The organism is Arthrobacter sp. NPDC058130, from assembly GCF_042884475.1.
Taxonomy (GTDB): domain Bacteria; phylum Actinomycetota; class Actinomycetes; order Actinomycetales; family Micrococcaceae; genus Arthrobacter.
This window is the reverse complement of record NZ_JBHVTV010000004.1, coordinates 12,805-39,663: the sequence shown is the minus strand read 5'-3', so window position 1 is coordinate 39,663 and position 26,859 is coordinate 12,805. Positions and strand designations below refer to the sequence as shown.

Genomic DNA, 26,859 nt, shown 5'->3' with positions numbered 1-26,859 from the left:
CATCCGGAGCCGATGCCATGCAGAGTCCCCAGGCTCATATTGAAGCCCTCGAGCGGGCGGCCGTACCGGCCGCCGGCGCAGGCGAAGGTGGTGCCGGGGATGCGGAGCGCTTTACCGGGTTCGGCGTCACCGGGGTTCCGTTCAGTTCAGGCCATGTTCTGGCCTTGCGGCGCTTTCCCGCGTCATCGATCGGGCCGGGGTACACCTCGGTCTGGATCCGCGACCCGGCCGGGGCATGGTCAATGCACGGCACCGTGGACCCCGGGCTCTCCTGCCCCCGGTACTTCGGCGCCGCCCTCGAATCGGCGTCGACTTCCCGCATCTCCCTCGCCTGGGGCGGCGGCCACGCCATCACGATCGACGTCGACGGCGGGGATGTCCTGCACTGGGACCTCATGCTGCGGGCAACACCGGTCACCAGGATCATGTCGGCGGTCTCCGGCAGCGTTCCGGAGCGGCTGTTGCGCCGCCGGACGTTCCTGCACGCCATGGGCGCCGTCGCCGGCCCGGCGTTGGGGGCTGGCCGGCTGAGGCTGACGGGCCACGTTCCCAACGGCCAACGTTTCGCCGTCTACCCCCGGCGCCTGTGGTTCGTCGCAGGCAGCCGGGCCGTGCTGGAAGGGCTCGACTTGGGAGAGCCTGCGGCCTTGACGGTCCAGGACAGGTTGGGGGATTTCTGGATACCCCGGCGCGGCATCCTGATGGCGGGAACTGCGGTGTTCGAGCCGGGAGCTTGAGCACGAAAGGTTAAGTTAAACCGGCGCCTGATGATGAACGGGTTGTAAATTCTCGTTGCCCAACAGTAATTCCTGGGTGCTGGCGGCCCTAGGATGAATCTCGTCATTGGCACTCATTTAAGGGGACTACATGAGTTATCCGCAGCAACCGAATGCATTTCCGCCGCAGACCGGAGAGCCGCCGATCTGGGCGCCGCTCTACGGGGCCACCCTCCCGCAGGCCGTCCAGCGGTTCTTCAAGAAGTACGCCACCTTCTCCGGCCGGGCCAGCCGCAGCGAGTACTGGTGGTGGGCGCTGGTGTCACTCGTCGTCAGCATTATCATCAACATCATCACGAGCACCGGCACGACCGCCACTGCGTCCGGGACCGCCATGACAGGACCCGGTGCCATCGTCGGGCTGATCCTTGCTGTTGTTTGGGGCCTGGGGACGATCGTTCCGTCCCTGGCCCTCCTGGCCCGGCGCCTGCATGACGTGAACCTGAGCGCCTGGCTGATCCTGCTGGTCCTGGTGCCGATCCTCGGCGGCCTGGCGCTGTTGGTGATGACAATTCTGCCGTCCAATCCGGCCGGCCAGAGGTTCGACCAGCCCTCCGGCTACTAGCGGATTCCGAACAGCAGGCAGTTCCAAAAGCGAAGAGTCCCTGCCCGGGAATCCGGGCAGGGACTCTTCGCTTTCGGCCCTCTTGTGCTTCGCCGTCCCGGGGCGTTCGACCCTAGAGCCGCCACCCGCCCCGCTCCCACACTGGATTCATGGCGCGGATATACATCCCTTACGGAACGGTTGAAGGCCAGACAGCCCAGATTGCGGACTACATCGCCGATCTTATCCGCGCGCACGGGCACCAGGCAGAGGCGGCGGACCTCAAACATTCCGGCCACACCCTGCCGGGAGGATACGACGGCGTGATCGTGGCGGCTTCTGTTCATGCTGGCAAACACGAAGGGCACGTCACGGACTTTGTGAAGAAGAACCGCGGTGAGCTCGAGCGCTTGCCGTCCGCACTGGTTTCCGTCAGCCTGGCCGCCCACGGTGACGCGGAAAACGCCGAGGGCTACGTGCAGAAGTTTGAGGAGGACACGGGGTGGCGGCCTGAGCACGTCGGGTTGTTCGCCGGCGCGCTGCTCTACACCCACTACGGCTTCATCAAGAGGCACCTGATGAAGAAGATCGCCAAGGACAAGGGCTCCCTGGACACGGACACGTCCCGTGACTACGTGTACACGGAGTGGGACGGCGTCCAGCGCTTCACCGAGGACTACCTGGCGGGGTTGGCCAAGCCAGCCGGTCCGGCGTAGCGCTCAGAAGTAGGGCTCAGGAGTAGGCGTAGGGCGGGACCGAGTCGCCGGGGGCGAAGGGCTTGAACCACTGCTCGAAGTCCAGGCTGGCGTCGGCGCCCTCGGAAGGAAGCTCAGCGCTGTCGTCGTCGGAGTACAGCGCGCCGCTTTCGGCATCTTCCAGGAGGACTTCCTCGACGTCGGCCCGCCAGTCCTCCGCAAGGTCCAGTTCGTAGATCTCCTCGGTGATTTCCGCCTGATCGAGCAGGCAGCGGACGGCGAGTTCCGCTGCAAGGCATCCGGGGGCGGTCCAGCCCCGGACCAGGGAGGCGGTGACGTCCGCAGCGACGACGATGAACTTCTGGGTGAACTTCGCGTCGTAGCTGGCGGCGAACTGGGACGGCAGCGAGGACAGAACAGAGGTCCCGGCGATGTCGGCCGGCGTGGGAACTTCCAGTGTGCTGAGTGTTCCGAGATCGCGGAACAGCTGGTCGATGAGGATGCTCGAGGAATTCCACAGGAGCCCGGCCAGCAGGCGGGTCTGGTGCACGGACTTCTGACGGTCAACCGGAGCGGCCGCGGCCATTTCGGCCAGTTCTTCGGGATCGAACTGAAGCCGCTGCTCGGCGGTCATGTCGTCCGGGTGCGGGTCGAGCCCCAGGAGTTCCAGGCTCAGCCCGGTGAGTTTCCCGGCGTCCGCCAGCAGTTCTTCGGTGATGTCGTCGTCGTCGGCGCTCATGGCCCCGATGCTACCCGCCGTTTGTTCCCTGGCCCGATTCGCGTTACGCGGCCGGGTAACGGGCAATTCTCAGGCGGCAGCCGCCCGATGCCCGCCTGGTGCCGTGCTGCCGCGGGCCATTCGCGCGGAGGCGAGGTAGCTGATTCCCGCGATCAGGGGGACCACGCTTGCGGCGGTGATCGATGCGACCGCGCCGGACCTGGCCATGACAGTAATGACGAGCGGCAGGACCCCGAGGGCGACGAGCAGCCAGCCGGCCAGCGCGGTGCGCTTCAGGCCCAGGACGGCGGCCGGGAAGGCCAGTGCGACGACGCTGACGGCGATGATGGGCCCGTTTTCGCTGACGAAGCTGCTCAGGCCTGCGGGGTCGAAGGCCAGCCACACGCAGGCCGCAATGAACGCAGAAGACAGGGCGAGCAGCAGGGGAGCGGTGGGGGCAGGCCAGAACCAGGCCGAGACGGCGAGGATGAGCATCGGCACCACCCAGGCAAGCGTTATCAGCATCGCGGTTGTTCCGCCGGGGTCCTGCATCGCGTAGCCGACGATCACGATTCCGGCGACCACCGTGAACACAGCCATGATGGCCGCCCCCGTCCGAAGCAGCACGGTGGAGCGCTGCTGCGGATCCTTGTCGCGCGTCATGATCATGACAACGGCGAGCACAAAGATCGCGCCGAGCGCCAAAATGACCGGGACGTTCATGGGATGCCTCCTGATGACGAACGGAGCCTACGTTCATTGCATCCACGTCCGAGCTGCTGTGCCAAGGGGAGAAAGGCCTGCTTCGGTGCAGGACACGAGGAGTCGCTGATCGTCCTGAACTCCGGGTTTCCAGAGTTGTATTCGATCCAGGCGGACTCGGCGCACCGTGGAGCGCGTTCTAGCAGGCATGCACGCTGAGCACTCTTGTTGCCGGTGGTGCCTGCGTGGTTATACTCATGCTTTGGGGGCGCCTTAGACGGGCGGGGTTTCTGCGTTCTGGTTGGGCCGCGCCCAACGCCTCAAAGGCACGCTTGCAAGGCCCGCAGGCCCCAGCATTCATCAATATCCCTCGGAAAAGGAAATCTGGGGTGCAGCCTTACTGATGCAGGGGTTACGGCTCCCCGAGCCGGTGGTCTTTTCCGGGATAGTCTGCCAGGACTGCAAACGGGCCTGCGGTGAGCAGGCTCAGCTCCAGGATGTCTTCGAGTTGGCTGGCGTCAGGGGAGACGGTGTCCTCCTCGGTCATGCGGACCTCATCTGCCACAGCTGGGGTTCCTTGCCTTGTGTGTCGGTCGGTGTTGTCCTTCCACGCTAACGGGAGTTCCTGTGCGTTCACTGGCGTTGGGACTGCGCCCTCGCCAGCGTTACCGGCGGGCAGCGGAGCGCCAGTGGGGGAGGCCACCGCGCACCTGGGGAAAGATCCCGACGGGTGAGGCCGGACCCCCTTTTGTGTGGGGTCCGGCCTCTGTGCCTCCGGTTAGCGGTTCTTCAGGCGTGCGTAGGACTTTTCCGGGTTCCGGGCGCAGTCAGCGACCAGCCCGCGGTTCACGAGTTCGGTCAGCAGTTCGGCGAGGCGGTAGCTGGCGGTGTCCTCCAGTGCCAGTTTGAAGTACCGGGCGGCGAAGCTGGACTTGCCTTTGAGCCACTCCAGCCAGCCGATCAGGCACAGCAGCGGGGCTCGCTGCCCTTCGGGGGTTGCCTTCATCAGTTCGAAGGCGACTTCCTGGGCAGCGTCCACGCGTGCCCAGTCCTGGCGGGTGGGGAACACCCCGAGCATGACGAATGTGAACTGATCCGGTGCGCCGGTGATGACGTCGCTCATGAGGCAGTCCCGGGTGGTGGGGTGCTGGAAAGCTCCTGACAGTTCCTGCGCGGTCGGACCGTTCAGGGCGGCGGGGTTCTCCAGGACTTGGGCCCACTGTAATCGACTGTTCTCCAGTGCGTCGGGCCATCCATCGGGGTGGTAGGCCGGGATGGTTTCGCGGGTTTCGGCGTTCCCGGTGAACGGGGCCGGTTCTGTGAATCCGGTGGCGTTGCTTCTGACGTACGTCAGGGCGGCGCCTCCGGGGTTGATGCCAAACGGGGCGTCTATGCGGAGCACGGCACCGAGCCGCTTTCCCTGCATGGTCAGCACGGTGCGGTCTTGCTAACACTCATCACAAGAAACGTCCATCCTTGGGTTGCGTTAAGGCTGGCCGGCGCCTCTTGGGGGCAGACACCGGCCAGCGCTTACAGTGAAAGGCCGGCAGGAGCACTGGTGGGGGTCCAAGCTCCGGCGGCGCTCACAAAGCAGTAATCGTTGGGGAACCCTGAGAAGTTACGCACCAATCGGAATTTCTTTTTTCTTGTTTCGGCACCTCTCCCTCTATTGGACCCGTCCACAAGCAATGGGGTAGGTTTGCCGAGGCGCTGGGGGGGCCCGCTCCGCCGGAACCGGCGGAGGCCGACCCCGACAGAAGGGCCTTTTGATGGATGCCGGTGGGCTGAAGAGGACTTGGTCCATGGCGGCCGCGCTTGGAGACGAAGTCCCCCTGTACTTCTACTCGCACTTATTCCTGTCGCACCCGGAGCTACGCGAGATGTTCCCGGTCTCGATGGCCGGCCAGCGGGACAAACTCTTCGCCGCGCTCGGGCACATTGTGAGCCACGCGGATCAGATCGACGAGGTGGCCGGGTTCATCGGCCAGCTAGGCCGCGACCATCGACGCTTCTCCGTAAAACCGGAACAGTACTCGATGGTGGGCGCTTCCTTCCTTGCCACACTGCAGAAGTACCTCGGTCCGGAATGGACCGACGAGGTGGCACAGGCGTGGGCCGACGCGTACGGACTGATCGCCAAGGTCATGGTCATGGCCGCCGAGGAGGCCTCGGATACTACTCCGCCGTGGTGGGAAGGCGAGGTCACCGCCCTCGAGCGCCGCAGCCTGGACGTCACGATCCTGGAGGTCCGCGTCGCGGACGGCTTCACGTACTCGCCCGGCCAGTCGGCCGCGGTGGAGGTCCCATCACTCCCGCGGACCTGGCGCTATCTGAGTCCTGCCAACGCCCCCCGCCCCGACGGCACCATCGAACTGCACGTCCAGCTGATCCCCGGCGGTCTCTTCAGCACCGCCGCCGTCCGCCGCACGAAGGTGGGCGATACGGTGCGCATCGGCGCCCCTGTCGGGGACCAGCTCGCCCTTGAGAGTTCTCGGGACCTGCTTATGGTTGCCGGCGGGACCGGGCTCGCGCCGATGGCGGCGATAGTCGACGCGGCCCGGCAGCAGTGGGACGAGCACGGCAGCGGGCCGCGCGTGGACCTCTTCCACGGGGCCCGGGTCCCGTGGAACCTCTACGACCAGCAGCGGCTCGCCGAGCTCGCCTCAAGGGAGCGGTGGTTCAGCTACCACCCAGTCGTCTCCGACGACGCGACCTTCCCCGGTGCCCAGGGCTACGTGGGCGCCGTGGCCGCGGCACACCCCGAGGCACCCCGCCGTCTGGCCCTCGTGGCCGGATCGACGGCGATGGTGGGGCACACCATCAACGAACTCGTCGCCGCGGGCACGCCCCGCGCCGACATACGGTACGAAGACTACGCAGGCGTCGAAGACAACTCCTCGGCCACCGGCGCAGACCAGGAAGAGGTATACCATGAGCACCGCTAGCGCAGAAGGCCGCATCAGCCCTTCCGACATCCGCAATGCCTCGTTCGAGGTGGTGGGACGCGGGTACGACCAGCAATCCGTCCACGAGTTCCTTCGCGCTGTCGCGGAGCAGCTCGAGGCGGACCAGCGCCAGCCCGGCGCAGCAAGCCCTGAGGCCAAGGACGAGATGGTCAAGGTCATCACGCAGGCGCAGATCCTCGCGGAGAAGTTCGTCGCCGAGGCTGAGCAGTACTCGAAGGACCTCGTAGCCAGCGCCCGCACCCAGTACAGCGAGATCCTGCGCCGCGCCGAGGATTCTGTGGCCACGCGGCAGGCCGAGGACTCCGCGGCCACGCGGCAGGCCGTTCCAGCGCAGGCGGCCGGCTACACCGACGCCATACAGGAGATCGAGTATGTCCGCACCTACACCAAGGTGGCCCAAGTCCAGCTGCGCGCTGTGATTGATGCCCTGGCCGAGCAGGTGGACCGACTCGGCGACCTCCCCGTGGCCCGCGCGGACCGCCGCGACGAGAACGGCTAGCAACCAGGCGCCCGTGGACGGATCGGCGGCGCAGCTTCTGCTCGTCGTCCGTAACGGCACGGTGAGGACCGTGCGGACGCCAACTCACGTGCGGGCGATCAGGGAAAAAAGACCTCTACCTCCGGGCGTGTCGCAAATGCATAATGGCGCTATGTTCCTTTTCGTGCTAATAGCCATTTTGTTGCTGGTCGTGTTTTGGCAATACATCTTGGCTGGGCTCGGACTTTGGGTTCTGGTGCTCATCATGCGCACCCTGATCAACTGGACGATCGCTGATCCGAAGCCGAGCTACCGCCGAGAGCCTGTCCAGACCCGGCCTAAGCCCAAGCCTGTCCAGACCCGGCCTGAATCCAAACCCAAGCCCATGCCTGCCCGCGAGCTGCCAGCGCTCGAATATCTGCCCCGGTGGACTGCGAACCGCCGGCTGGAGACAGTCCGCGACCATGCCCAGTGGCAGAAGAATTTCGACAACGCAGCGCACTAAGGCCCCGCCTGGCCGGGGTCACCACGGCTGCTCCTCAGGCAACCGCCCCCTGAAAGTGGGCCTCGATGATGCCCTTGATGTCGAAGTGGCAGCCGCCGCAGCCGGTGCCGGCACGGGTGGCCGCGGAGACCTCGGACACGGTCCCGCAGCCCCCCGCAACAGCAGAAGCGATGGCCGTCCCGCTGACGCCGGCGCACCGGCAGACGGTGCGGGCGGGGTCGACGGCGCCGGGAGCTGCGAGCTGGTCCGGTCCGTCCAGGCGCAGCAACAGGGACCTGTCTGCGGGGAGTTCGGCGCCACGCTCGAAGAGCTGCACCAGCTCGGCCGAGGTCCGCGGCATGCCAACGGACACGAGGCCCTCGAGCACGCCGGCACGCGTGGTCATCTTGACGTAGCGGCCGTGCTCGGGATCGGCCCACTGGGCGATCTGCAGCCGGGCCCGGCCGTTGACGGCCCCGGCGGTCAAGGCTTCCTCGTCCCACGGGTCTGCTGAGACATTGCCGGCCACGGCCATGTTCATGCCGCGGGCCTTGAGCACGATCACGCCCGGTAGTTCCCCCGGAAGCGACGGCAAGGCCTCGGCCTCTGCCTCGGCGTCGGATGCCAGCAGGGTCAGGTAATCGGCGAGCCATTCGGCCTGCCGCCAGCCTGGCCCCACCAGCCCGGACGGACCCCGGGCTGTCCGGCACTCCACGCACTCGGGGTCCTGGCACCGGACCTCGGCGCAGTCACCGATCGCAAAAATGTGGGGCTCGTGGTGGGCGCGGAGCTTGTGGTCCACCAGGATCCCGGCGGCGGTGGAGAGCCCGCAGCCTTCCGCCAGTTCGGTCCTCGGCCGGACACCGCAGGAGAGCACCAGGAGGTCACCGTCGATCGCGGAACCGTCATCCAGCAGCAGCGCCGAGAATCCGCCGTCGGGGGCGTTGTGTTCTACGCCGACGGAGCGGGCGTTGCCGGCCACCCGCACACCGCAATTCCGCAGGGAGGCCGCGAGCACGGCGCCGCCGCCGCGGTCGATGTTCCGGCCCAGGGGATGCGGGCCGTTGTGCACCACGGTGACGGTGGCGCCTTCCTCTGCCGCGGCGAGGGCCGTCTCGAGGCCCAGCACGCCGCCGCCCAGGACCACCACGCGCTTGCCGCCGGCCACGGCCGAGTGGAGCACGGACGCGTCGCGGAGATCGCGCAGGGCCGTCACGCCCGGCGGCAGCACCGGCGCGGCCGGATCCGGATTGAGGCCGGTGAGGTTGGGGATGACAGGCCGCGAACCGGTGGCGAAGACCAGCCGCTCGTAGCCGGGCGAGGTTCCATCGCTGAGCAGGACCTGCTGCCGCGCGCGGTCCACGCGGCGGACGCGGACGCCCAGCCGGACATCGACGCCGTCGGTTACCAGTGCGGCAGCATCCGCGAGGGCCAGGGCGGCCGGCGTGGTCCGGCCAACGCCAAGGTCCGCCACCAGCACGCGGTTGTACGCTGCCTCGGACTCTTCACCGACCACCGTCAGATGCGCGATTCCGCTGCGCACGGCCGGCAGCAGTTCGTCGATCAGCCTCGCGGCGACGGGCCCGAAGCCCACCACCACAATCCGCTCAGTCATGAGGTCTCCTCTGCTTGAAGAATGCGGCCGGCAACACCGGCAGAAGCACCGGCGGAAGCACGAGCCGGGACAGCCCCGGAAACCGCGTCGCCGGACACGGCGTTCACGGGTACCGTCGGGCGGATCCATACCTTGCTGGTCTTGAACTCGGGCATCCCGGAAATGGGGTCCGTGGCCGCCTCGGTGAGCCGGTTGGCGCTCTCGAGCTCCGGGAAGTGGAACGGCATGAACACCGTCTCCGGGCGGATGTCGGTGCTCAGTTCCGCACGGCAGCTGACCACGCCGCGTTCATTGGAAATTGAGACGTAATCGCCGTCGGCGATGCCCTGGGCTGCGGCCGCGGCGGGGTGGAGCTGAAGCCGCGCCTCGGGCCGGGCCTCGGCCAGCGCGGCCACCCGGCGGGTCTGGGCGCCGGACTGGTAGTGCTCCATCAGCCGGCCCGTGATCAGGGTCATCGGCGTTCCGGCCGGGGAAGCGGCGGCCGGGGCGGCACCGGCCGGGGCCACCGGGGCAGAAGGCGTACGACGCCGGGGCGAGACGGGCGTGAAGACTGCCCGGCCGTTCGCGTGGGCAAAAGCGTCCAGGAAGAGCCGCGGCGTGCCCGTGCTTCCGGCGGGGTAGGGCCAGTAGGCCTCCTCGCCGCGGTCCAGCATGGCGTAGTCGATCCCGGAGTAGTCGGCCAGGCCTCCGGAGGACGCAATGCGGAGCTCCTCGAACACGGTTTCCGGGTCATCGCTGTAGGTGGAGGGTGCGTCCAACAATTCGGCCAGCCGGGTCATGATCCACAGCTCGCTGCGCACCCCGGGCGGGGGAGTGAGGGCCCGACGGCGGCGCAGCACGCGGCCCTCGAGGTTGGTGAGGGTTCCTTCTTCCTCGGCCCACTGCGTGACCGGCAGGACCAGGTCGGCCTCGGCGGCCGTCTCGGAGAGGAAGAAGTCGCAGACCACCAGGAAGTCCAGGCTGCGCAGGCCAGCGATCACGGCGTTAGCGTCGGGGGCGGACACGGCCACGTTGGCGCCGTGCACGAAGAGGCACCGGACGCCGTCGGGCTGTCCCAGCGACTTGAGGAGTTCGACGGCGGGGACGCCGGGTCCCGGGATCAGGGATTCGGGCACGCCCCAGACCCTTGCCATGTAGGCACGGGCGGCGGGGTCGGTGATCTTCCGGTAGCCGGGGAGCTGGTCCGCCTTCTGGCCGTGTTCGCGCCCGCCCTGGCCGTTGCCCTGGCCGGTGAGCGTGCCGTAACCGCTGCGTGCGGAGCCGGGCAGGCCCAGCAGGAGGGCGAGGTTGATGGCGGCCGTGGCGGTGTCGGTGCCGTCGACATGCTGTTCGACGCCGCGGCCGGTGAGGATGTAGCTGCCGCCCTTGCCGGCGCCGTCGGCCAGCCGCCGGGCGGTTTCACGGATCAGCCCGGCGGGGACGCCGGTGATCGACTGGACCCGTTCCGGCCAAAAGCTTCCGACGCTGCGGACCACGGCGTCGTAGCCGGTGGTGCGCTCGGCGATGTACGTGGCGTCGGCGAGGCCCTCGTGGATCACCGCGTGGGAGATGCCCAGGAGCAGGGCGAGGTCGGTGCCCGGCAGCGGCTGCAGGTGCAGGCCGCCGCCGTCGGAAGTGAATGCCGCGGTTGCGGAGCGCCGGGGGTCGACGACGATCAGCCCGCCGGCGTCGCGCGCGCCTTGGAGGTGCTGGACGAAGGGCGGCATGGTCTCGGCAACGTTGGAGCCGAACATCAGGATGGTACTGGCGGCGTCGAGGTCCGCCAGCGGGAACGGGAGCCCGCGGTCCAAGCCGAAGGCGCGCATGCCGGCCGCGGCCGCTGAGGACATGCAAAACCGGCCGTTGTAGTCGATCCGCGAGGTGCCCAGGCCCAGCCTGGCGAACTTGCCCAGCTGGTAGGCCTTCTCATTGGTGAGGCCGCCGCCGCCAAACACGCCGACGGCGTCCGGGCCGTGCTCGGCGCGGGTCCGCTGCACGGCGGAGACGATCAGCCCGAGGGCCTCGTCCCAGCTCACCGGGCGGTGGACGCCGTCGGCGCCCCTGAGCAGGGGCTCGGTGACGCGGCCGGTGTGGTTCAGCAGTGCGGCGGAGGTCCAGCCCTTGCGGCACAGGCCGCCGCGGTTGGTGGGGAAGTCCCGCCCGGCGACGTTAAGAACCGGGGCGTCGGAGGCAGGTTGCCCCGGCACGGGGTCTGACCCCGGCTGGACAGCCGGGGTCAGAGCCGCTGGAGATGTGAGCGTCATGGCGCACTGCAGGGCGCAGTAAGGGCAGTGCGTGTCGGCGCTGGTGGTCATGTTAGACGTGTCCCATCGCGTTTCGGTTGGCGTTGCGGATGTAGAAGAACCAGCAGACCGCCAGCATCAGGACGTAGGCCCCCACAAAACCGTAGAACGCCGGGGTGTAGGAGCCGCTGGCGGTGTTCGAGGCGTTGAGCACCTGCGGGATGACGAATCCGCCGTAGGCGCCGATGGCCGAGATCAGGCCCAGAGCCGAGGACGCGAGCCGCTGGGTGGCTACCGTGCTGGCACCGGAGCGGGCGGCCCGGCTGGACGTGGCGAAGATGACCGGGATCATGCGGTAGGTGGCGCCGTTTCCGAAGCCGCTGGCGGTGAAGAGGAGCAGGAACAGGACCAGGAACAGCCAGAAGTTCTTCAACGGCAGGGTCCAGATCATGGTCAGGGTGATGACGGCCATGGCTGCGAAGGCGGTGACGGTCATGCGGGCCCCGCCATTTCGGTCAGCCAGGCGTCCGCCGTAGGGGCGGGCCAGCGAGCCGACCAGCGGGCCGAGGAAGGCCAGGGACAGTGCCACGGCGCCGACGGAGATGGAGGAGAAGGCCGGGAAGTAGTCCTTGATGAGCTTGGGGAACACGCCGGCGAACCCGATGAAGGAGCCAAAGGTGCCGATGTACAGCAGCGCCATGATCCACAGGTGCGGTTCCTTCAGCGCGGCCAGTGAGCCCGCGACGTCACCCTTGGCGCTGGTGAGGTTGTCCATGTACTTCCAGGCACCGAAGGCGGCCAGCAGGATCAGCGGAACCCACATCAAGCCGGCGACGGGCAGGTTCACGGTGCCGGCTGCCAGCAGGGTGATGGCGATCGGCACGGCCAGCTGTGCGACGGCGGCACCGAGGTTTCCGCCGGCGGCGTTCAGGCCCAGGGCCCAGCCCTTTTCGCGGGCGGGGTAGAAGAAGGTGATGTTCGCCATCGAGCTCGCGAAGTTGCCGCCGCCGAATCCGGCCAGCGCCGCCACGAACAGCATGACGCCGAACGGGGTGGCCGGATTGGCCACACACAGCGCCAGGCCAATTGAGGGGAGCAGCAGCAGCAGGGCCGAGACGATGGTCCAGTTGCGGCCGCCGAAGCGCGGCACCATGAAGGTGTAGGGGATCCGGAGGGTGGCTCCCACGAGGCTCGGAATGGAGATCAGCCAGAAGATCTCATTGGTGGAGAACTTGAAGCCTGCGGAGGGAAGCTGGACCACCACGATCGACCAGAGCTGCCAGACCACGAAACCCAGGAACTCGGCGAAGATGGACCAGTTCAGGTTACGGCGGGCGATCGAACGACCGGCCGACTCCCACTGTTCTTTGTTTTCTGCATCCCAGTTGGCGATCCAGCGGCCGGGCCGGTGGTCGAGGGTAAGGGTGCCGCCGGTACGGGCGGCAGCGGCATCTGCGGTGCCGATTTCGGCGGTGCGTTCAGCAGTCACTTGGGAGACCTCCTTGGGGGGTGTTGTCCTTCAAAGGTAGGGATCCCGCGTTTCGGGGACGGTCGCGGTTTATTAACGCGCTGTGACTTTTGCCTATCGGGGCCTTTATTACGGTGTGAGAATAGGTGTGAGGACCACCACGTGAGACGGCGACACGGCGTCCAAATAGCGGAACATTTGTCCATTGACTGGACGGTGGGAACTATTATCAGACATATACGAATCCTTACCGGGCAGTAACCGGGGCATCGGGCTCCGGGGAACACCCGCCCGGTCTTCATGAAAGCGCTACTACATGTCATCCACAGCAACCTCCGCGGAGCATGCCAAGCAGGTGAACTCGCGCGGCCGCGTGATTGTCGCCAGTCTGATCGGCACCACCGTCGAGTTTTATGACTTCTACGTGTACGCCACTGCCGCCGTGCTGGTCTTCCCCTCCCTGTTCTTCCCCGCGCAGAACGAAACCGCCCAGCTTCTGGCGTCCTTCGCAGTATTCGGTGTCGCGTTCATCGCCCGCCCTCTCGGCTCGATCGTTTTCGGCCACTTCGGCGACAAGTTCGGCCGCAAGGGAACCCTCGTGGCCTCGCTGCTGACGATGGGCATTGCCACCTTCCTGATCGGCTGCCTGCCGACGGCGACCGTTCCGGGTTGGGAATTCTGGGCTCCTGCGCTTCTCGTCGTCATGCGCTTCTTCCAGGGCCTTGCCCTCGGTGGCGAATGGAGCGGTGCGGCACTGCTGGCCACCGAGAATGCCCCCGCGAACAAGCGCGCCATCTACGGCACCTTCCCGCAGTTGGGTGCCCCGATCGGCTTCATCATCGCCAACGTGATCTTCCTGGTCTTCAGCTACACCCTGTCGCCTGCGGCCTTCATGCAGTGGGGCTGGCGCGTGCCGTTCCTGCTGAGCGCCGTCATGGTGATCATCGGTCTCTACGTCCGGCTCAAGCTGATCGAAACGCCCGCGTTCACCAAGGTCATCGAATCCAAAGAGGTCGCCAAGCTGCCTCTCGCCCGGGTCTTCAAGACCAGCTGGCGCCACCTGATCCTCGGCACGTTCATCATGCTTGCCACCTACGTGCTCTTCTACCTGATGACCACGTTCACGCTCACCTACGGAACCCGTGCCTCCAGCCTGGATGCCGCCAAGGCCGCAGCCGAGAAGGCGGGCAAGCCGATGACCGAGGCCGCGGCCGCCGCGTTCGTCCCCGGTTTGGGCTACACCCGCAACGACTTCCTCTGGATGCTGATTGTCGGCGTCGTGTTCTTCGGCATCTTCACCCTGGTCTCGGGTCCCCTGGCCGAGAAGTACGGCCGCCGCAAGATGCTCATGGTTGTTACGGCCGGCATCCTGGCCTTCGGCCTGCTGTTCGTCCCGCTGTTCAGCGCAGGGTTCGTGGGCACCATGGCGCTGCTGATTATCGGCTTCTCCCTGATGGGACTGACCTTCGGGCCCATGGGGGCGCTGCTGCCGGAGCTGTTCCCGACAAACGTCCGGTACACCGGTTCGGCCATCAGCTACAACTTCTCCAGCATCCTGGGTGCGGCGGTGGCTCCGTTCATCGCCGTCTGGCTCTGGGAAGTCGGCAAGGGCAGCCCGGCACTGGTCGGCGTCTACCTCGCCGTCATGGCCGTCCTGACGCTGATTGCCCTGTTCGTGAGCAAGGAAACCCGCGATCTGGAGTACGAGAACAACGTAGCCTGACGCACCAGCGAGGCTGCTGACAGAAATGCCCGGTGTGTTCGTCGAACACCCGGGCATTTCCGCGTCTGCCAGCGGCTAGCTGGCGTAGCGCTCCACGAAGTTCCGCAGGATCTTCATCGGCTCCGTTGCTGTGTACCGGCGGGCGTCTTCCATGAGCATTTCGGCCGATTCCGGCGGGAAGTAGCCGGCGTGGCGGTAGATGTCGATCCTCGTGACGAGCCCCTCGGCGTCGAGCTCGGGGTGGAACTGGGTGGCATACAGGTTGGTCTTGATCCGGAACATGTGCACCGGGCAGGCTGCCGAGCTCGCCAGGAGTACCGCGTGGGAGGGCAGGACGGTGCAGGCTTCCTTGTGGCCGGTGAAGGCTACGAAGCTCTCCGGCAGTCCGCGCAGGAGCGGATCCTGCAGCCCGTCGGCCGTCAGTTTGATGGTGACGCCGCCCAGGCCCTCACCGTAGGTCCGGTCGATCACGGCACCCTGGTGCAGGCCGAGGGTTCCGACGCCGTAGCAGGCACCGAGGAACGGGAAGTCCTCCGCCACGATCCTGTCCAGCAGCCCTGCGAGTTCGCGTTCCACCCGGTGCTGGGTGGCGCTCTTATGATCGGCCGGGTCGCTGGAGGTGAAGGGACTGCCGCCCACAATGACGCCCGAATAGTCGGACAGCGCCAGGTCGGGCAGCGGGGCGGCTTCCATCCGGATGCGGTGCAGCTGCTCGGGCTCGAGCCCGCAGTAGCGCAGATAGGCGCGGTATTCGTCCTCGGCAGCGGTTTCTTCCGCGCGGGAGGCGAGGAGCAGGAATGGCTTCACACTCCAAGTTTCCACTGGCCGGTCACGGAGGCGCCAGAGGCGCGCCCGTGACCGGTGTGGTCATACTGTCCTGCGCTTACTCGCCGTCTTCGATCATGGCGATCACAGCACCGGCGGACACGGTCTCGCCGGCGGCCGCGGAGAGGCCCATCACAATCCCGGCGCGGTGGGCCGTGAGCGGCTGTTCCATCTTCATCGCTTCGAGCACGACGACGAGATCGCCCTCGGCGACCGTGTCACCCTCGGCGACGGCCACCTTCACGATGGTTCCCTGCATGGGGGAGGTCAGGGCGTTGCCGCTCGCGGCGGCGGTGGCGCCGCCGCCACGAGTGCGCTTCTTGATCTTGGCCGGCTTGCCGCCGCCAGCACCGATGGACGTGCGGGAGCCCAGCGACGCCGGGAGCACGACTTCGAGGCGCTTGCCGCCGACCTCGACGACGACGCGCTGGCGATCGCCGGCGTCGGCCGCTTCAGCCCCGGTACCGGTGGGGGTCCAGGCCGGAATGTCGTTGACGAAGGCCGTCTCGATCCAGCGGGTGTGCACCTTGAAGCTGCCGTCGGCCGGGGCGAAATCGGGGTTGGAAACAACCGCGAGGTCGAACGGGATGACGGTGGGGATGCCTTCGACCACCATTTCCTCCAGCGCCCGCCGGGACCGCTGCAGGGCCTGGGCGCGGGTGGCGCCGGTGACGACCAGCTTGGAGAGCATGGAGTCGAAGTTGCCGCTGATGACATCGCCTTGTTCCACGCCGGAATCGATGCGGACACCGGGGCCGGTGGGGTTCTTCAGGGTGGTGATGGTGCCGGGGGCGGGCATGAAGTTCCGGCCGGGATCCTCGCCGGTGATGCGGAATTCGATGGAGTGGCCGCGGACTTCCGGGTCGTCGTAGCCGAGTTCCTCACCGCGGGCCAGCCGGAACTGTTCGCGGACGAGGTCGATCCCGGTGACTTCCTCGGAGACGCAGTGCTCCACCTGGAGGCGGGTGTTGACCTCGAGGAAGGAGATGGTGCCGTCCTGGCCGACGAGGAATTCGCACGTGCCGGCGCCGAGGTAGCCGGCCTCCTTGAGGATGGCCTTGGAGGATTCGTAGAGGCGCTGGTTCTGCTCTTCAGTGAGGAAGGGGGCTGGGGCTTCTTCGACGAGTTTCTGGTTGCGGCGCTGGAGCGAGCAGTCGCGGGTGGAGACCACCACGACGTTGCCGTGGGCGTCGGCGAGGCACTGGGTCTCGACGTGCCGCGGGGCGTCCAGGAAGCGCTCGATGAAGCACTCGCCGCGGCCGAAGGCGGCGGTGGCCTCGCGCACGGCGGATTCGAAGAGTTCGGGGATTTCCTCGCGGGTGCGGGCCACCTTGATGCCGCGTCCGCCGCCGCCGAAGGCCGCCTTGATGGCGACGGGCAGGCCGAACTTGTCCACGAATTCGAGGATTTCCTCGGCGGATTCGACCGGGTCGGCGGTGCCGGGGACCTGCGGGGCGCCGACCTTTTCGGCGATGTGGCGGGCCTGGACCTTGTCGCCGAGGGCCGAGATCGCCTCGGGGGAGGGGCCAATCCACGTGATGCCGGCACCGATCACCTTGGCGGCGAACTCGGCGTTTTCGGCCAGGAACCCGTACCCGGGGTGGATGGCGTCCGCGCCTGACTGGCGGGCGACGTCGATGATCTTGTCCATCACCAGGTAGGACTCGGCGGCGGTGTTGCCACCGAGCGCGTAGGCCTCGTCGGCGAGCCGCGCGTGCAGCGCATCGCGGTCGGGGTCCGCGTAGACGGCCACCGAGGTGATGCCTTCATCGCGGGCGGCGCGGATGATGCGCACCGCAATTTCTCCGCGGTTGGCGATCAGCACCTTGCTGAGCGGGCGGGTGCCCGCGGCTGCAGATGACTGCGTTGATCCCGGCACGGTGGTGGCGGACTGCTCCGAATTTGCTGACAAGGCGTCTCCTTCTTTCCTTCAGGGAGCCTAGCGCGGTTTTGTGGGTTCCGCCGATATTACTTGCGGATTCCGCGCGTAAACGGCCCCTCCTTTGTAGGGTTGCCACAAAGGGCGGCGAAATGGCTCACTCGGTCCCCACTTGGTCCCTACTCCGTCCTTACTCCGCGCGGACGTCCGCCGGGTCCACAGCCCCGCCGGTCCAAAGCTCGGTAATTCCCACATTTGCCTGGCTGAGCAGCGCGCGCAGGGTTGAGATGGAGAGCCCGACGACGGTGTGGGGATCGCCGTCGACCTTGCGGATGAACGCCCCGCCGTAGCCGTCGATCGTGAACGATCCGGCGCACTGCAGCGGCTCGCCGGTGGCGATGTAGGTATCGATTTCCTCAGTGCTCATTTCCATGAAGTGCACCTCAGCGGAGGATACCGAGCCCAGGGTGGCGCCGGAGCCGCGCGCGGTGACGTCGTCGCCGTCGTCGGCCGTCCCGCCGTCGTCTGTCCCGCCGTCGGTGTCCCGGCAGTCCACAAGCCAGTGGCCGGTGTGCAGCACGCCCATGCTGCCGCTCATGCGCAGCATGCGCTCGCGCGCGACCTCGGCCGTGTAGGGCTTGCCGTGGGCCTCGCCGTCGAACTCGAAGACGGAATCGCAGCCGATCACGATTGCGCCGTCCGCCTCTGGCAGGGAGGCGACGGCCTCGGCCTTGGCCCGGGCGAGCAGGAGGGCCGTGTCATGCGGGTCGGTCACGCCGTAGCGGGCCTGGACGGCGTCCTCGTCCACATCCGAAACGAGGACCTCGTGCCGGATCCCGGCGTGGCTGAGCAGCTTGGTGCGGGCGGGGGACTGGGAGGCAAGAATGAGGCGGGTCACCGTTCCAGCCTAGTTGACGGGGTCCGCTTTGCAGCGGCCCGGAGGGCTGCTGCAACGGGCGTGGTTCCGTCTTCCGTTGCAAGGGCTGCCGCCAGTTGGCCTGCGCGTGCGGCGTAGGCCGGCGTCGTGGTGGCCTGGGTGACGGCGGCAGCCAGCCGTTCGTTGGGGGCGGCGGTGTCCATCCGTGGCGTCGCTGCCGGTGTAGGGGCCGGAGCCGCGTCCCTGTACCGCTACCTGAAATCCCACGACGAGCTCGTCGAACTCATGGTGGACACGGTCAGTGCTGAATACGACCTCGACCCTTCCGGCGAACCACCACAGATCCAGCTGTTGAACTTGGCACGGCAGGGCCGTGCCATGATGCACGGGCACCCTTGGCTGGCTCCGTTGTTGCTGACCCGGCCCTCGATGGGGCCCAACTCGCTCCGTTATCTAGGGAGGGCCTTGAGTGCACTGCAGGCTGTGGACATGCCCGGGCCCGCCAAACTGCAGACGGTGGCCATGATGACGGCCATCACGTCAGCCTTCGTGCAGAATGAGCTTGCCGCCGCCGCTTCCGCCGCCGCTTCCGGGACGGGCGACGGCGCTGCGCCGGCACGCTTTCAGTACCTCTCCGAGGTTCTATCGTCCGGGGATTACCCGCTGCTGGCCGGCGCACTCACCGGGCAGCACGAACCCGGGAGACCAGAAGAAATATTCACCAGCGTCATGACCAATTACCTGGCGGGCGCGGGGCTTCCGGTCGCCGCCGATTCCGACTGAGGGCACTGCAGCACCTCCGACGCAACACGTCCGACCACGGGCCCAGCCCTACTTTTCGTGGCCCTCTTCTCGTTGGTCATTACTGTCGTAGGTCGCAGGGACACTGGATTCATGGACGGCAATCAGGGGCCCGAAGTGGTTCCGGCAGGACACGGCGACACTCGCTTCAGTGCCGCCGGACGCGCTGCTGCTTCCGGGCCGGCGGCGGCGCGCCGTGTCGGCCGGTCCTTCACGGCCGACACCGCCGTCCCCGCCGTGTCGGCCGCCGTCCCCGCGTCTGCGGACGCTGCCTGGATCATCGACCGGATCCGGGTGCTAGAGGACGTGAAATCGGCGGCGGCGGCTGAACAGGCCCGGCTGGCCGTGGAGTTCGACCTGCTCCAGCGCCGCGCCCAGGCCGACGCCGGCATGCCCGCCAAGGATCTCGGCGCCGGGATCGGCGCGCAGATCGCCCTCGCCCGGCGCGAATCCCCCGCCAAAGGCGGCCGGCTCCTCGGCCTGGCCAAAGCGCTCGTGACCGAGATGCCGCACGCCCTCACCGCCCTGGAAACCGGGATGTTGAACGAATGGCGCGCCACCCTGCTGGTCCGCGAGACCGCGGGCCTGGCCGCGGCGGACCGGGCCGCCGTCGACGAACAGCTCGCCGCCGACACCGGCACGTTCGACGGCGTAGGCGACCGGTCCCTGGTGGCCACCGCCCGGGCCGCCGCGTACCGGCTCGACCCCCGCACCGTCACCCAGCGCGCCGCGCACGCCGCCACCGACCGGCACGTCAGCCTCCGCCCGGCCCCGGACACCATGTGCCGGCTCAGCGCCCTGCTCCCGGTCGCCCAGGGCGTGGCCGTGTACACCGCCCTGGCCCGGCTCGCAGACACCCTCCGCAACGCCGGCGACCCGAGGGGCCGGGGGCAGCTGATGGCCGATGACCTGGTCGAACGCGCCACCGGCACCCCGGGCGGGATCACCGGGGTCGAGATCCAGCTCGTCATCACCGACCGGAGCCTCCTCCAGGCCGACTCCGAGCCCGCCCGGCTCCCGGGCTACGGCACCGTCCCCGCCGCCTGGGCCCGCACCCTCATCAACGGCCCCGACCCCGACCCTGCCAGTGCGCCGGGCGCCACCGCCGACGGATGCCCGGGGCCCGCGAGTCCGCATAGACCCGGCGGCGCAGCCGGTGATTGCCCGGGTGCCGGGCGTCCAGAGAGACCCGGTGACATGGGCGGAGCTCCCGCCGATGACACCGCGTACAAAGTCTGGCTCCGACGGCTCTACACCCACCCCGGCAGCGGGGAGCTCGTCGCGATGGACTCCCGCGCCCGGATCTTCCCGCCCGGGCTCCGCCGCTTCATCCAGGCCCGCGACGACACCTGCCGCACCCCATACTGCGACGCGCCCATCCGCCACCTGGACCACATCACCCCCTGGCACCACGGCGGCCAAACCACCCAGAGCAACGGCGCCGGACTCTGCGAAGCCTGCAACCACACCAAGGAAGCCCCCGGCTGGACCGCACGCCCCGTCACCACACCAGGGTCGGCCAGCGGAACCGGAACAGGCAGCGCCGGCCGCCACACCATCGAACTCACCACCCCCACCGGCCACACCTACAAATCCACCGCCCCGCCCCTGCCGGGGACGCCAACCGACCAAGCGAACGCGGATTTCCGCCGCCAACGACGCGGCCAGCGCCACCATGCGAAGAAGCAAAAGCGTGCGCGGCCTGCGGTCTCACTAGTGGCCTGAGCGGGAGACTGACGCACAAGCCTTCCCGTGTGCACTCACGAAGTTTGCATTCACGAAGTTTGCACGCACGAAGTTTTGCACGCACCAAAAAGCCGCCCGCCGATCGTAGTGATCAGCGGGCGGCATCCGGGCACTTAGTCAGCGGGGGTGCGAACGTCAGCGCGCTCCGACCTCTTCAGGTTCAGCCTCAGGCTCGGCCTCGGGCGAGGCCTCGGGCGAGGCCGCCGGGGCGGGTGCCGGCTGCCGGAGCCTCGCCCCCTCGACGTCGACGTCCGGCAGGACCCGGTTCAGCCAGCGGGGCAGCCACCACGCCTTGTCGCCGAGCAGGTACATCACGGCCGGGACAATCGTCATGCGGACCACGAACGCGTCCACCAGGACCCCGAAGGCCATCGCGAAGCCCAGCGGCCGGACCATATTCAGGTGCGAGAAGATGAAACCCGAGAACACGCTGACCATGATGATGGCGGCCGCGGTGACCACGGACGCGGCATGGCTGAAGCCGGTGCGGACCGCATGCTTGGCCGATTCCCCGTGCATGAATGACTCACGCATGCCCGAGGTAATGAACACCTGGTAATCCATGGCCAGGCCGAACAGCACGCCGATCAGGATGATCGGCAGGAAGCTCAGCACGGCGCCCGGATTTTCGACGCCGAACACGCTCCCCAGCCAGCCCCACTGGTAGACCGCGACGACGGCCCCGAACGCGGCAGCGAGCGAGAGCAGAAAACCGCCGGTGGCCAGCAGTGGCACCACGATCGAACGGAAGACGAGAAGCAGCAGGATCAGAGACAGCCCGACGACGATTCCCAGGTACGGGGGCAGCGCGTCGCCGAGCTTTGTGGAGACGTCGATGTTGCCGGCCGTCTGGCCCGTGAGGCCGATGCTGACGCCGGTGGAGTCCTTGATCCGGCTCTTCTCGGCGCGCAGTTCGGAGACCACCTTGACCGTGCTGGCGCTGGCGGGACCCTCCCGGGGAATGACCTGGAAGACTGCGGTGCGGCGGTCCTCGCTCAGCGCCACCGGAACGGCAGCGGTGACGTTGTCCGTGCCGCGGAGGATATCGGCGACGTCGAGCTGTTTTGCCGTGGCTTCGGCTTCGCTGAGGCCGGCGGGGAAATCGCCCACCACCACGATCGGGCCCGTCATGCCTTCGCCGAAGCTGCGGCCGGTGACGTCATAGGCCTTGAACGCCTGAGATTCAACGGGCTCGGACCCGCCGTCGGGAAGCGCCAGCCGCAACTGGCTGGCCGGCAGCGCCACGATGCCCAGCAGCAGGACGCCGGCCAGCAACGCCAGAACCGGGTGCCGGGTGACCAGGCCGCCCCAGCCCCGGGTGCTGCGGCGTTCGTCGCGGGCGCGGTCCTCGCGCTCGTGGCCCGGGGCGGCGTTGTGCTTCTCCGCCTTGGCCCAGGCACGGCGGGAGATGAGCCTGGGGCCGATCAGCGACAGCACGGCGGGAGTGAGGGTCAAAGCGACGACGACGGCGACTGCCACCGTTGCCGCGGCCGACAGGCCCATGACGGCCAGAAAGGGAAGGCCTGGAATGACGAGGGCCGCGAGGGCGATGATGACCGTCAGGCCCGCGAACAGCACCGCGTTGCCGGACGTACCGGTGGCGAGGGCCACGGATTCCTCCGCGTCCATGCCGACCAGGAGCTGGCTGCGGTGCCGGTTGACGATGAAGAGGGAGTAGTCGATGCCGACGGCGAGGCCCAGCATGAGCGCCAGCATCGGGGAAATGGAACTCATGTCGATGGCGCCGCTGAGCGCGAACGTGCCGCCGACGCCCACTGCCACACCGACGATGGCCATCAGGAGGGGGAGCCCGGCGGCGATCAGGGTTCCCAGCATGACGATGAGCACCAGCGCTGCGATGGCGATGCCGAGGATCTCGGAGATGCCGAACAGCTCGGAGACGTCCTCGGTGATTTCCTTGCTGGCCAGCGCGGTCACGCCGGCAGAAGAGACTTCGTGGGCGATGTCCTGGACCTGCTGGCGCACGGCGGGGGCAAGTCCGTTGATCGAGGTCTTGAACTGGACCTGCGCAATCGCCGCAGTGCCGTCCTCCGAGACGAACCGCATGCCCAGGGATGCGTCAAGCTGGCGCTTGGCAAGATCTAGCTTGGCCGCGCCGGCCTCGAGTTCCTTGGTCCCGGCGTCGAGCTTTTCCTGGCCCGCGGTGAGGGCGGCCTTCTGCTGGCCGATCCGGGCTTCGATGGCCTCCGGGGACATGCCCGCGGCGGTCATCTGCTGCTCCGCGGCGGCCAGCTGGGACTTCCCGGCGGCCAGCTGGGCAGCCGAGGCATCCAGCTGTGCCTTGCCTGCGGACGCCTGCTGCTCGCCGGCGGCAACGTCCGTGACGGCCTTGTCCAGCTGGGCCTGGGTGGCGAACGGGTCCACGGTGCCCTGAACATCGGGAAGGGTTTTCAGCTTGGTCAGGGCGGCAGAGACCGCGTCCTTGCCGGCCGGGGTGAACTGGCCGTCCTGCGACTGGAACACGATGCCGGCCGAGCCGCCGGAGGACTTGGGCAGCTCCTGCTTGAGCTTGTCCGCCATCTGCTGGGTTTCGGTGCCGGGGATCTGAAAGTTGTTGGACATGGTGCCGTGGAAGGCCGCCGCGGCGCCGCCGACGGCCACCATGACGGCGAGCCAGAGGGAGATGACCAGCCAGCGGCGGTGGTAGGAGAACTTGCCGAGTCGGTAGAGCAATAGGGCCATGTCAGTGCCGATCTGGGGAAGGGGTGGCGGGGGAGGGGGACGAGAAGCCGGAGCCGAGGAGGCTCATGGAGTCGATGAGGAGCTGGCGCAGGATGGACAAGGACGCCGGACTGAGGTCGCCGCCGCACCGGGCGAACCAGACGTCCATGGCGGCCTTCCCGCAGGAGATGATGGAGCCCGCGAGGGCGCGCAGGTACAGTTCGTCGATCTCGGTGCCGGCGTCCCGGGCGAAGCGTTCACGGGCGGCGTCGATGATCTGTTCGGTGCAGTGGTCCCATGCTTCGAGCTCGGAACGGCTGAGCTGCGGGTTGGTCTGGCCCAGGCTGTAGATCTCGGCCACCGGTGCCACGGTCATGGGATCGGCCAGTTCAACGAGGGCCGCTCGGGCGGACTCCAGGATGGGTTCATCTGCCGGGCGGAGCCGGAACTGCTGCAGGGCATTGTCCAGGAACCCGTGAGTGACCGAGGACAGCGCTGCCTCGGTGCTGCCGAAGTAGTTGAAGAACGTGCGCCGGGATATCCCGGCGGCTTCGGCGATGTCCTCCACCGTGAAGTTTCCGGGACCCCGGGTGCGGAGCAAGTCCATGGCGGCGTCTGTGATGGCCTGGCGGGTGGCCGCCTTGTTTAATTCGCGACGGCTCAGTTCGCGGCCCGAGGGCGGTACGGCGCCGGATCCGCTGGAGGGGGCGGCCTGGCCGGAAGGCGATGATGCTGGGGTCACGCGCTTACACTACGTGCATGTTTGCACTCTGCGCAAGTATCTTCTTGAAGGGGTCTTGAGCCGGGAATCAGGGCCTGAGCTGGGACGCAGTGCCGCCGGAATTGGTCAGATAGATCGACTGGCCGGTGGCTCCGGGCTGATCCTGGGACAGCGGAATCGCAAAAACGGCAGTGCCGTAGGCGCAGATTTCTGTCCAGTTCGCCCCGATCGCTGAAGTGTCGAAGCGCATGGCGACGATGGCGTTGGCGCCGCGCTGCTCGGCCTCGGCCACCATCCGGGCCATGACATCCTGCCGGCTGTCGTAGAGCGCCCGCGTCATTTCCAGCACCTCGCCGCCACCGAGGGAACGGAAGCCGGCCATGACCTGGGCTGTGATGTCCCGGGAGCGGACGGTCAGGCCCATGACTTCGCCGAAGACGGCGTCGATCCGGTGGCCCGGAATGTCGTTCGATGTGACGATCAGCATGCCCAGAGCCTATCCACTTTTGCCGCCCGCGTTTCCCTGTGAGATTCACAGGAAAGTGAAAGGTGGGAAACAGCTATCTCTGCTGGGGCGGGTGCAGACTGATGATGCCCGTTGAGCAGCCTTCCCCGGCAAAACTATTGGCTTCAAGCGCCGTCACCGCGCGGCAGATCCAGGAGACAGCACATGTCACGCACCACCAAAATTGCGCTCGGCCTCGGGGCCGCGGCCGTGGCACTGGGCGCCGGGCTCGGAGTTGCAGGGATTGCCTCCGCCACCACGACGCCGACCCCCACCCCGGCCCCCAGCTCGAGTGCCCCGGCGGACAATTTCGCCGGCGGCCACGGCATGCGCGGTGGACGCCACGGCCACGGCGGTGCGGAATTCGGCACCCGCGCCAAAGACCTCGCCGCCAAGCTGGGCGTTGACGAGGCCAAGGTCACTGACGCCCTGAAGGCCTTCCGTGAAGCCAACAAGCAGGCCACCCCGCCGGCCCCAGGGCAGCGACCGGACCGCGCCGCCATGGAAAAGGCCCTGGCCGCATCCCTGGCGAAGTCTCTCGGCATCGATGAAGCCAAGGTCACCGCAGCCCTTGAGGAACTGCGCACCGCCGAGCAGGCCAGCCACGCCGCAGCGCTGAAGCCGCGGCTGGACCAGGCCGTCAAGGACGGCACACTGACCCAGGCGGAGGCGGATGCCGTCACCAAGGCCGCCGAGAAGGGCGTGATCGGCGGACGCTAGGCCGCTGGGTAGTTGGGCCGACGGATTCGGGCCGACGCCGCTTTGAGACGCCGCTTAAACCAGGGAAGTCCCCGGGGTTTCCGGGGACTTCCCTGTCAGCGGTCGTTCCAGTGGCTACGCTTTCGCGTCCGCCAGTTCCCGATCGTCCCGTCCCGCCGGAGCCGCGGCGGGCGCGGGATCGACGGCGGCCGTGCCATCGACATCGACCGTGCCATCGGCGTCGTCGACGAACGGATCGCCGTTCCGGGGCGCGTTGTACAGCGTCTCGTCCAGGATGCCTTGGCGCTTGGCCACGATCGCCGGGATCAGGGCCTGCCCGGCCACGTTGACGGCGGTGCGGCCCATGTCCAGAATCGGGTCGATGGCCAGCAGGAGCCCGACGCCGGCCAGCGGCAGTCCCAGCGTGGAGAGCGTCAGGGTCAGCATGACGACGGCGCCCGTGGTGCCCGCGGTCGCGGCCGAGCCGAGCACGGACACGAGTGCAATCAGCAGGTACTGGGTGAAGTCCAGCTGAATGCCGAAGAACTGGGCCACAAAGATCGCCGCCACGGCCGGGTAGATCGCGGCGCAGCCATCCATCTTGGTGGTCGCGCCGAGCGGCACCGCGAAGGAGGCGTAGGCGCGGGGGACGCCCAGGTTCCGCTCGGCCACGCGCTGGGTCAGCGGCAGCGTGCCGATCGAGGAGCGCGAGACGAAGGCCAGCTGCACGGCCGGCCACACACCGGAGAAGTACTGCTTGACGGACAGCCCGTGGCTGCGGACCAGGACCGGGTAGACCACGAACAGCACAAGCGCCAGGCCGATGTAGATCGCCACAGTGAACTTGCCGAGCGAGCCGATGGTGTCCCAGCCGTAGACGGCCACGGCGTTGCCGATCAGGCCGACGGTGCCCAGCGGCGCGATCCGGATGATCCACCAGAGGACCTTCTGGATGACGGCGAGGGCGGAGGCGTTGAGGTTCAGGAACGGCTCGGCGGCCTTGCCCACCTTGAGCGCGGCGACGCCGACGGCGATCGCGATCACCAGGATCTGGAGGACGTTGAAGCTCACGGCGGTGGTGGCGACGCCGTCGGTGACGGTGGTGCTCGCGCCGAGGCCCAGGAAGTTCTTCGGGAACAGGCCGGTGAGGAAGGCCCACCAGTCGCCGGACTTGCCGGTGTACTTGGCTTCCTGGTTGATGCCCGTACCGGCGCCGGGCTGCAGCAGGATGCCCAGGCCGATGCCGATCAGCACGGCAACAAGCGAGGTGATCGCGAACCAGAGCAGCGTGTTCCAGGCCAGCCGGGCGGCGTTGGAGACCGCGCGCAGGTTGGAGATGGAGCTGACGACGGCGGTGAAGATGAGGGGGACCACGGCGGTCTGCAGCAGCGAAACGTAGCTCGAGCCGATGGTCTGCAGTGTGGCGCCGAGGGCGTTGGGGCTCGTCTTGGTGCTGCCGGTGTACTTGGCGAGGAGGCCAAGGCCCAGGCCGACGATCAAGGCGGCGATGATCTGGAAGCCGAAGGATCCGGCCCATGTGGGCAGCTGGAACCCGGTCTTTCCAGCAGGTGCGGGGGTGTTTGTCTGAGTGGTCACCGGAACACGCTAGGGCGGCCATTCATAGCATGGCGAACGGATGTTGAGAAATGTTACGGGCCAACTTGAGGTCCCGCAGCGCGAGATCCCGGCCTTTCCGCGTGGTTCGGCACTTTTGTGAAGTTATTCCCGGGCAG

Annotated in this window: 24 protein-coding genes; 10 read left to right on the top strand and 14 right to left on the bottom strand. The window is 67.7% G+C overall.

Annotation, left to right across the window (positions count from 1 at the left end):
- The first annotated feature begins 17 nt into the window (after positions 1–17).
- From ACFVTM_RS09840 to ACFVTM_RS09830, 3 genes are all read left to right on the top strand, one after another.
- Positions 18–737: a hypothetical protein gene (locus ACFVTM_RS09840; protein WP_390203266.1), complete on the top strand. Its 720-nt coding sequence runs from the start codon at positions 18–20 to the stop codon at positions 735–737.
- Between the two features lie 130 nt (positions 738–867).
- Positions 868–1,341: a DUF805 domain-containing protein gene (locus ACFVTM_RS09835; RefSeq protein ID WP_390203265.1), complete on the top strand. Its 474-nt coding sequence runs from the start codon at positions 868–870 to the stop codon at positions 1,339–1,341.
- A gap of 149 nt (positions 1,342–1,490) precedes the next feature.
- Positions 1,491–2,036 carry a flavodoxin domain-containing protein gene (locus tag ACFVTM_RS09830; RefSeq protein ID WP_390203264.1) on the top strand — a complete coding sequence of 182 codons (546 nt, stop codon included), beginning with the start codon at positions 1,491–1,493 and terminating at the stop codon, positions 2,034–2,036.
- A gap of 16 nt (positions 2,037–2,052) precedes the next feature.
- Here the strand turns inward: ACFVTM_RS09830 and ACFVTM_RS09825 are convergent, their stop codons facing one another.
- The 4 genes from ACFVTM_RS09825 to ACFVTM_RS09810 all read right to left on the bottom strand — a co-directional run bounded on the left by ACFVTM_RS09825 (position 2,053) and on the right by ACFVTM_RS09810 (position 4,861).
- Complete coding sequence (locus ACFVTM_RS09825) at positions 2,053–2,754, bottom strand: hypothetical protein (RefSeq protein ID WP_390203263.1); 702 nt, start codon at positions 2,752–2,754, stop codon at positions 2,053–2,055.
- Between the two features lie 69 nt (positions 2,755–2,823).
- A complete protein-coding gene (locus tag ACFVTM_RS09820) occupies positions 2,824–3,456 on the bottom strand; it encodes a hypothetical protein (protein WP_390203262.1) in 633 nt (210 codons plus the stop codon).
- A 391-nt stretch (positions 3,457–3,847) separates the two neighbouring features.
- On the bottom strand, positions 3,848–3,982 hold the full coding sequence (locus ACFVTM_RS09815; RefSeq protein WP_390203261.1) for a hypothetical protein: 135 nt from the start codon (positions 3,980–3,982) through the stop codon (positions 3,848–3,850).
- 231 nt (positions 3,983–4,213) lie between these two features.
- Entirely contained in the window at positions 4,214–4,861 is a 648-nt protein-coding gene (locus tag ACFVTM_RS09810; protein WP_390203458.1) for a DUF4192 family protein, read from the bottom strand.
- Positions 4,862–5,237: 376 nt separating this feature from the next.
- Between ACFVTM_RS09810 and ACFVTM_RS09805 the strand changes: the two genes are divergently transcribed.
- The 3 genes from ACFVTM_RS09805 to ACFVTM_RS09795 all read left to right on the top strand — a co-directional run bounded on the left by ACFVTM_RS09805 (position 5,238) and on the right by ACFVTM_RS09795 (position 7,384).
- Positions 5,238–6,380 carry a globin domain-containing protein gene (locus tag ACFVTM_RS09805; RefSeq protein ID WP_390203260.1) on the top strand — a complete coding sequence of 381 codons (1,143 nt, stop codon included), beginning with the start codon at positions 5,238–5,240 and terminating at the stop codon, positions 6,378–6,380.
- Positions 6,367–6,900 (top strand): DivIVA domain-containing protein, encoded by a 534-nt coding sequence (locus tag ACFVTM_RS09800; RefSeq protein ID WP_390203259.1) that lies wholly within the window; start codon positions 6,367–6,369, stop codon positions 6,898–6,900. The genes ACFVTM_RS09805 and ACFVTM_RS09800 overlap by 14 nt, the downstream gene beginning before the upstream one ends.
- A gap of 151 nt (positions 6,901–7,051) precedes the next feature.
- Positions 7,052–7,384 carry a hypothetical protein gene (locus tag ACFVTM_RS09795; RefSeq protein WP_390203258.1) on the top strand — a complete coding sequence of 111 codons (333 nt, stop codon included), beginning with the start codon at positions 7,052–7,054 and terminating at the stop codon, positions 7,382–7,384.
- Positions 7,385–7,418: 34 nt separating this feature from the next.
- Here the strand turns inward: ACFVTM_RS09795 and ACFVTM_RS09790 are convergent, their stop codons facing one another.
- From ACFVTM_RS09790 to ACFVTM_RS09780, 3 genes are read right to left on the bottom strand one after another with little or no spacing between them, the layout of a single operon-like run.
- Positions 7,419–8,978, bottom strand: coding sequence for an FAD-dependent oxidoreductase (locus ACFVTM_RS09790; protein ID WP_390203257.1), 1,560 nt, complete (start codon positions 8,976–8,978; stop codon positions 7,419–7,421).
- The gene (locus tag ACFVTM_RS09785) at positions 8,975–11,272 is read right to left on the bottom strand and encodes a molybdopterin oxidoreductase family protein (RefSeq protein WP_390203256.1); all 2,298 of its coding nucleotides are present in this window, start codon (positions 11,270–11,272) and stop codon (positions 8,975–8,977) included. Before ACFVTM_RS09785 ends, ACFVTM_RS09790 begins: the two co-directional genes overlap by 4 nt.
- 1 nt (position 11,273) lies before the next feature.
- Positions 11,274–12,689 carry an MFS transporter gene (locus ACFVTM_RS09780; protein WP_390203255.1) on the bottom strand — a complete coding sequence of 472 codons (1,416 nt, stop codon included), beginning with the start codon at positions 12,687–12,689 and terminating at the stop codon, positions 11,274–11,276.
- Positions 12,690–12,984: 295 nt separating this feature from the next.
- On the opposite strand from ACFVTM_RS09780, the gene ACFVTM_RS09775 reads away from it, so the two are divergent.
- Entirely contained in the window at positions 12,985–14,391 is a 1,407-nt protein-coding gene (locus ACFVTM_RS09775) for an MFS transporter (protein ID WP_390203254.1), read from the top strand.
- A 75-nt stretch (positions 14,392–14,466) separates the two neighbouring features.
- Here the strand turns inward: ACFVTM_RS09775 and ACFVTM_RS09770 are convergent, their stop codons facing one another.
- The 3 genes from ACFVTM_RS09770 to ACFVTM_RS09760 all read right to left on the bottom strand — a co-directional run bounded on the left by ACFVTM_RS09770 (position 14,467) and on the right by ACFVTM_RS09760 (position 17,993).
- Complete coding sequence (locus ACFVTM_RS09770) at positions 14,467–15,198, bottom strand: glutamine amidotransferase (protein ID WP_390203253.1); 732 nt, start codon at positions 15,196–15,198, stop codon at positions 14,467–14,469.
- A gap of 76 nt (positions 15,199–15,274) precedes the next feature.
- On the bottom strand, positions 15,275–17,095 hold the full coding sequence (locus ACFVTM_RS09765; RefSeq protein WP_390203457.1) for an acetyl/propionyl/methylcrotonyl-CoA carboxylase subunit alpha: 1,821 nt from the start codon (positions 17,093–17,095) through the stop codon (positions 15,275–15,277).
- Between the two features lie 190 nt (positions 17,096–17,285).
- Entirely contained in the window at positions 17,286–17,993 is a 708-nt protein-coding gene (locus ACFVTM_RS09760; RefSeq protein WP_390203252.1) for a Maf family protein, read from the bottom strand.
- A 126-nt stretch (positions 17,994–18,119) separates the two neighbouring features.
- Here ACFVTM_RS09760 and ACFVTM_RS09755 point away from each other — a divergent pair, with 126 nt between their 5' ends.
- Positions 18,120–18,755 (top strand): TetR/AcrR family transcriptional regulator C-terminal domain-containing protein, encoded by a 636-nt coding sequence (locus ACFVTM_RS09755; protein WP_390203251.1) that lies wholly within the window; start codon positions 18,120–18,122, stop codon positions 18,753–18,755.
- A gap of 111 nt (positions 18,756–18,866) precedes the next feature.
- Positions 18,867–20,498, top strand: coding sequence for an HNH endonuclease (locus ACFVTM_RS09750; protein WP_390203250.1), 1,632 nt, complete (start codon positions 18,867–18,869; stop codon positions 20,496–20,498).
- Between the two features lie 156 nt (positions 20,499–20,654).
- On the opposite strand, the gene ACFVTM_RS09745 is transcribed toward ACFVTM_RS09750, so the two are convergent.
- The 3 genes from ACFVTM_RS09745 to ACFVTM_RS09735 form a co-directional block, all read right to left on the bottom strand.
- The gene (locus tag ACFVTM_RS09745) at positions 20,655–23,222 is read right to left on the bottom strand and encodes an MMPL family transporter (protein WP_390203249.1); all 2,568 of its coding nucleotides are present in this window, start codon (positions 23,220–23,222) and stop codon (positions 20,655–20,657) included.
- 1 nt (position 23,223) lies between these two features.
- Positions 23,224–23,943 (bottom strand): TetR/AcrR family transcriptional regulator, encoded by a 720-nt coding sequence (locus ACFVTM_RS09740; RefSeq protein WP_390203248.1) that lies wholly within the window; start codon positions 23,941–23,943, stop codon positions 23,224–23,226.
- 67 nt (positions 23,944–24,010) lie between these two features.
- Positions 24,011–24,409, bottom strand: coding sequence for a YbjQ family protein (locus ACFVTM_RS09735; RefSeq protein ID WP_390203247.1), 399 nt, complete (start codon positions 24,407–24,409; stop codon positions 24,011–24,013).
- Between the two features lie 183 nt (positions 24,410–24,592).
- Between ACFVTM_RS09735 and ACFVTM_RS09730 the strand changes: the two genes are divergently transcribed.
- Positions 24,593–25,147, top strand: a complete 555-nt coding sequence (locus tag ACFVTM_RS09730; RefSeq protein WP_390203246.1) for a Clp protease N-terminal domain-containing protein — start codon at positions 24,593–24,595, stop codon at positions 25,145–25,147.
- Positions 25,148–25,261: 114 nt separating this feature from the next.
- Here ACFVTM_RS09730 and ACFVTM_RS09725 read toward each other — a convergent pair whose 3' ends face one another.
- Positions 25,262–26,722, bottom strand: coding sequence for a dicarboxylate/amino acid:cation symporter (locus ACFVTM_RS09725; protein WP_390203244.1), 1,461 nt, complete (start codon positions 26,720–26,722; stop codon positions 25,262–25,264).
- Positions 26,723–26,859 lie beyond the last annotated feature (137 nt).

What these genes read in the sequence shown, in the direction of transcription:
- ACFVTM_RS09775 (WP_390203254.1), top strand. Translation starts at nt 12,985, where the DNA reads ATGTCATCCACAGCAACCTCCGCGGAGCATGCCAAGCAGGTGAACTCG.
- ACFVTM_RS09800 (WP_390203259.1), top strand. Translation starts at nt 6,367, where the DNA reads ATGAGCACCGCTAGCGCAGAAGGCCGCATCAGCCCTTCCGACATCCGC.
- ACFVTM_RS09810 (WP_390203458.1), bottom strand. Translation starts at nt 4,861, where the DNA reads ATGCAGGGAAAGCGGCTCGGTGCCGTGCTCCGCATAGACGCCCCGTTT.
- ACFVTM_RS09825 (WP_390203263.1), bottom strand. Translation starts at nt 2,754, where the DNA reads ATGAGCGCCGACGACGACGACATCACCGAAGAACTGCTGGCGGACGCC.
- ACFVTM_RS09785 (WP_390203256.1), bottom strand. Translation starts at nt 11,272, where the DNA reads ATGACCACCAGCGCCGACACGCACTGCCCTTACTGCGCCCTGCAGTGC.
- ACFVTM_RS09840 (WP_390203266.1), top strand. Translation starts at nt 18, where the DNA reads ATGCAGAGTCCCCAGGCTCATATTGAAGCCCTCGAGCGGGCGGCCGTA.
- ACFVTM_RS09745 (WP_390203249.1), bottom strand. Translation starts at nt 23,222, where the DNA reads ATGGCCCTATTGCTCTACCGACTCGGCAAGTTCTCCTACCACCGCCGC.
- ACFVTM_RS09735 (WP_390203247.1), bottom strand. Translation starts at nt 24,409, where the DNA reads ATGCTGATCGTCACATCGAACGACATTCCGGGCCACCGGATCGACGCC.
- ACFVTM_RS09805 (WP_390203260.1), top strand. Translation starts at nt 5,238, where the DNA reads ATGGCGGCCGCGCTTGGAGACGAAGTCCCCCTGTACTTCTACTCGCAC.
- ACFVTM_RS09750 (WP_390203250.1), top strand. Translation starts at nt 18,867, where the DNA reads ATGGACGGCAATCAGGGGCCCGAAGTGGTTCCGGCAGGACACGGCGAC.
- ACFVTM_RS09820 (WP_390203262.1), bottom strand. Translation starts at nt 3,456, where the DNA reads ATGAACGTCCCGGTCATTTTGGCGCTCGGCGCGATCTTTGTGCTCGCC.
- ACFVTM_RS09790 (WP_390203257.1), bottom strand. Translation starts at nt 8,978, where the DNA reads ATGACTGAGCGGATTGTGGTGGTGGGCTTCGGGCCCGTCGCCGCGAGG.
- ACFVTM_RS09730 (WP_390203246.1), top strand. Translation starts at nt 24,593, where the DNA reads ATGTCACGCACCACCAAAATTGCGCTCGGCCTCGGGGCCGCGGCCGTG.
- ACFVTM_RS09815 (WP_390203261.1), bottom strand. Translation starts at nt 3,982, where the DNA reads ATGACCGAGGAGGACACCGTCTCCCCTGACGCCAGCCAACTCGAAGAC.
- ACFVTM_RS09835 (WP_390203265.1), top strand. Translation starts at nt 868, where the DNA reads ATGAGTTATCCGCAGCAACCGAATGCATTTCCGCCGCAGACCGGAGAG.
- ACFVTM_RS09830 (WP_390203264.1), top strand. Translation starts at nt 1,491, where the DNA reads ATGGCGCGGATATACATCCCTTACGGAACGGTTGAAGGCCAGACAGCC.
- ACFVTM_RS09795 (WP_390203258.1), top strand. Translation starts at nt 7,052, where the DNA reads ATGTTCCTTTTCGTGCTAATAGCCATTTTGTTGCTGGTCGTGTTTTGG.